Source organism: Paenibacillus sp., assembly GCF_035645235.1.
Classification (GTDB): domain Bacteria; phylum Bacillota; class Bacilli; order Paenibacillales; family YIM-B00363; genus Paenibacillus_AE.
On record NZ_DASQMZ010000015.1, the window covers coordinates 1 to 4,043 of the forward strand.

Sequence of the window (4,043 nt, forward strand, 5' to 3'; positions counted from 1 at the left end):
TTGGAAAAAAATAAGGGCGTTGACAATTGTACGTTTATCGGGATCCGGACCAGAGGCATCTACTTGGCCCGCCGGGTGTCCGAAAAAATCGCCGAAATCGAAGGGCAGGTCGTGCCGGTCGGCGAAATCGACATCACGAACTACCGCGACGACGTCGGCGCGGGGACGGCGAAGCCGGCCTCGGGGCAAGCGGTCGATCCGGCGCTCGTCGCGGGGCGAAAGATCGTCTTGTTCGACGACGTGTTGTACACCGGCCGCACGGTTCGCGCCGCGATGGACGCACTCATCATTTGCGGGCGTCCGCAAATGATTCAACTTGCGGTGCTCGTCGACCGAGGCCACCGGGAGCTGCCGATTCGACCCGATTACGTCGGCAAGAACGTGCCGACCTCCAAACTGGAGTCGATCGAGGTGAGTTTGTGCGAGGTGGACGACAAGGACGAGGTGACGATCTCGAGGCTCGAAGGGGATTGAGCTAGTCAAAAAAGAGAACCGATGCAACGAACGCGGCAGAAGTCGAAGCAACGGATGAAGGGAGTAACCGGTATGGGGACATGGATCGTTAACGGCAGGACGGCCGATGGAGAGGCCGTCGCGGTGCTGGCGGAGGGCGGCGTCATCGCCGACATCGCGCGAGGGGACGCGGCGAAGGCGGTCGCGACGGACGGGCACGAGGTCGTCGACGCGGGCGGCAGACTTGTAACGGCGGGCCTGATCGATATGCACGTGCATTTCCGCGAGCCGGGGTTCGAATATAAAGAGGATATTGAGACGGGCTCCAGAGCGGCGGCGAAGGGCGGCTTCACGACGGTCGCTTGCATGCCGAACACGCGGCCGGTGCTCGATAAGGCGGAGACGGTCGCGAAGGTCGTCGAGCGCGGGAGAAGCGTCGGCTTGACCCGGGTGCTGCCGTACGGCTGCATATCGCTCGGCGAGCTCGGCCGCGAGCTGGCGGACTACGAGGCGTTGAAAGCGGCCGGCGCGATCGGCTTCACCGACGACGGGGTAGGCGTCCAAAGCGCGGGCATGATGAAGGAAGCGATGCGGCGGGCGGCCGCGCTCGGCATGCCGATCATCGCGCACTGCGAGGACGACACGCTGCTTCCGGGCGGCGCGGCCTTCAGCGAAGGCGAGTTCGTTAAGAAGCACGGACTTCCAGGCATCCCGAACGAATCGGAGGCGATCCACGTCGGGCGGGACATCCTGCTCGCCGAGGCGACCGGCGTGCACTATCACGTCTGCCACGTCTCGACGGAGCAGTCGACGCGGCTGATCCGCCTCGGCAAGCAGGTCGGCATCAACGTCACCGCAGAAGTTTGCCCGCACCATCTGCTGCTGAGCGACGAGGATATTCCGAGCGCGGAGGACGCGAATTGGAAAATGAACCCGCCCCTTCGCACCCCGCGCGACGTCGAAGCGATGATCGCGGCGGTGGAGGACGGGACGATCGACATTTTCGTAACGGATCATGCGCCTCACAGCGAGGAAGAGAAGTCGCGAAGCGTCGATCGAGCGCCGTTCGGCATCGTCGGGCTCGAGACGGCGTTCCCGCTGCTGTACACGAAGTTCGTGGCGACGGGACGTTGGACGCTGCCTTTCGTGCTCGAACGCTTGACGAGCAAGCCGGCGCAGCTGTTCGGCCTGCCGACGGGGCGGCTCGAGGTCGGGGCGCCCGCCGACGTGACGATCATCGATCTCGAGGAAGAACGCAAAGTCGATCCGTCGACGTTCGCGAGCAAAGGCAAAAACACCCCGTTCGCGGGATGGAGTTTGAAAGGCTGGCCGAAGCTTACCATGCTTGGCGGCAACATCGTATGGTCAGAGCTGGAGAAGGGGAGTGGCGAGTTTGTTAGCTAAATTGTACTTGGAAGACGGCACGCTGTTCGAAGGCACCTCGTTCGGAGGAGAAGGCGAGCAGGTCGGCGAGGTCGTATTCAATACGGGCATCACGGGATACCAGGAAGTGCTCAGCGACCCGTCCTACTGCGGTCAAATCGTGACGATGACGTTTCCGCTCATCGGCAATTACGGCATCACGCGCGACGATTTCGAAGCGGTGCGCCCGTTCGTGCACGGCTTCGTCGTGCGGCGCCACGAGGAGGTGCCGAGCAACTGGCGCGCCCAATACTCGCTCGGCAACATGCTGAAGGAGTACGGCATCGTCGGCATCAGCGACATCGACACGCGCATGCTGACGCGGAAAATTCGCAGCCACGGCACGATGAAGGGCATTATCGCGACGGGCGACGTGCGCGTGGAGGAGCTGAGCGAGCGGCTCGGCGCGTCGGAGCTGATCCGCGACCAAGTATCCCGCGTCTCCACGAAGAGCGTCTACAACTCGCCCGGCAAGGATCAGCGCGTCGTGCTGATGGATTTCGGCTCGAAGAGCGGCATCCTGCGCGACCTGACGCGACGTGACTGCGACGTCGTCGTCGTGCCGCATGACGCCACGGCGGAGCAAATTCTTCGCCTGCGTCCGGACGGCATCTTGCTCTCGAACGGCCCCGGCGACCCGAAGGACGTGCCGCACGCGGTCGAGACGGTGAAACAGCTGCTCGGCACGCTTCCGATCTTCGGCATCTGCCTCGGCCACCAGCTGTTTGCGCTCGCCTGCGGCGCCGACACGGAGAAGCTGAAGTTCGGCCACCGCGGCGGCAACCACCCGGTGAAGGATCTCGAATCCGGCCGATGCTACATTACATCGCAAAACCACGGTTATACCGTGAAAGAATCGTCGCTCGCAGGCACCGGCCTCGTCACGACGCATATCAATAACAACGATGGCACGATCGAAGGGCTGAAGCATGCGACGCTGCCGGCCTTCTCGGTGCAATACCATCCGGAGGCGTCGCCGGGTCCGTTCGATTCGAGCTACCTGTTCGACGACTTCCTGACGATGGTTCGCAAATTCCATGAGGAGCGGCCGAAGACGGCGCGCCAAACCGAGCTCGAATTGCTCGCGAGAAAGGGTTGAGATCAGATGCCTAAAAACGAGAAGCTCAAGAAAATCCTGGTCATCGGCTCCGGCCCGATCGTCATCGGCCAAGCGGCCGAGTTCGACTACGCCGGCACGCAGGCGTGCCAAGCGCTGAAAGAAGAAGGCTACGAAGTCGTTCTCATCAACAGCAATCCGGCGACGATCATGACGGATACGAACATGGCGGATCGCGTCTACATCGAGCCGATTACGCTCGAATTCGTCTCGAGCATTATCCGCAAGGAGCGCCCGGACGGGCTCCTGCCTACGCTCGGCGGACAGACGGGCCTCAATATGGCGGTAGAGCTCGCGAGAGCGGGCGTATTGGAAAAGGAGAACGTCAAGCTGCTCGGCACGCAGCTGACGGCGATCGAGAAGGCGGAAGACCGCGACCTGTTCCGCGATCTGATGCGCGAGCTCGAGCAGCCGGTGCCGGAGAGCGTGATCGTCACGACGGTGCCGCAGGCGGTCGACTTCGCGAGCGAAATCGGCTACCCGATCATCGTGCGTCCGGCGTACACGCTCGGCGGCACAGGCGGCGGCATCTGCCACACGGAAGAAGAGCTCGTCGAGATCGTCTCCTCGGGCCTGCGGTACTCGCCGATCGGGCAATGTCTCGTCGAGAAGAGCATCGCCGGCATGAAGGAAGTCGAATACGAGGTCATGCGCGATGCGAACGATAACTGCATCGTCGTTTGCAACATGGAAAACTTCGATCCGGTCGGCGTCCATACGGGCGACAGCATCGTCGTCGCGCCGAGCCAGACGCTGTCCGACCGCGAATACCAGATGCTGCGCACCGCGTCGCTGAAAATCATCCGCGCGCTTAACATCGAGGGCGGCTGCAACGTGCAATTCGCGCTGGATCCGCATTCGTACCAATATTATGTCATCGAGGTCAACCCGCGCGTCAGCCGCTCCTCGGCGCTCGCGTCGAAAGCGACGGGCTACCCGATCGCCAAGATGGCGGCGAAGATCGCCGTCGGCTACACGCTCGACGAGCTGCAAAACCCGGTCACGAAGCAGACGTACGCTTGCTTCGAGCCGACGCTCGACTATATCGTAT

Annotated in this window: 4 protein-coding genes; all 4 read left to right on the top strand. The window is 62.6% G+C overall.

Annotated features, from left to right (window positions below):
• A partial coding sequence (pyrR, locus tag VEZ38_RS01315; RefSeq protein ID WP_324891171.1) for a bifunctional pyr operon transcriptional regulator/uracil phosphoribosyltransferase PyrR occupies positions 1-474 on the top strand: 474 nt, incomplete at its 5' end.
• 72 nt (positions 475-546) lie between these two features.
• On the top strand, positions 547-1,857 hold the full coding sequence (locus VEZ38_RS01320) for a dihydroorotase (protein ID WP_324891173.1): 1,311 nt from the start codon (positions 547-549) through the stop codon (positions 1,855-1,857).
• A complete protein-coding gene (gene carA / locus VEZ38_RS01325) occupies positions 1,847-2,974 on the top strand; it encodes a glutamine-hydrolyzing carbamoyl-phosphate synthase small subunit (protein ID WP_324891175.1) in 1,128 nt (375 codons plus the stop codon). Before VEZ38_RS01320 ends, carA begins: the two co-directional genes overlap by 11 nt.
• 6 nt (positions 2,975-2,980) lie before the next feature.
• Positions 2,981-4,043, top strand: a 1,063-nt coding sequence (gene carB / locus VEZ38_RS01330; RefSeq protein WP_324891177.1) for a carbamoyl-phosphate synthase large subunit, incomplete at its 3' end; no start/stop codon positions are given.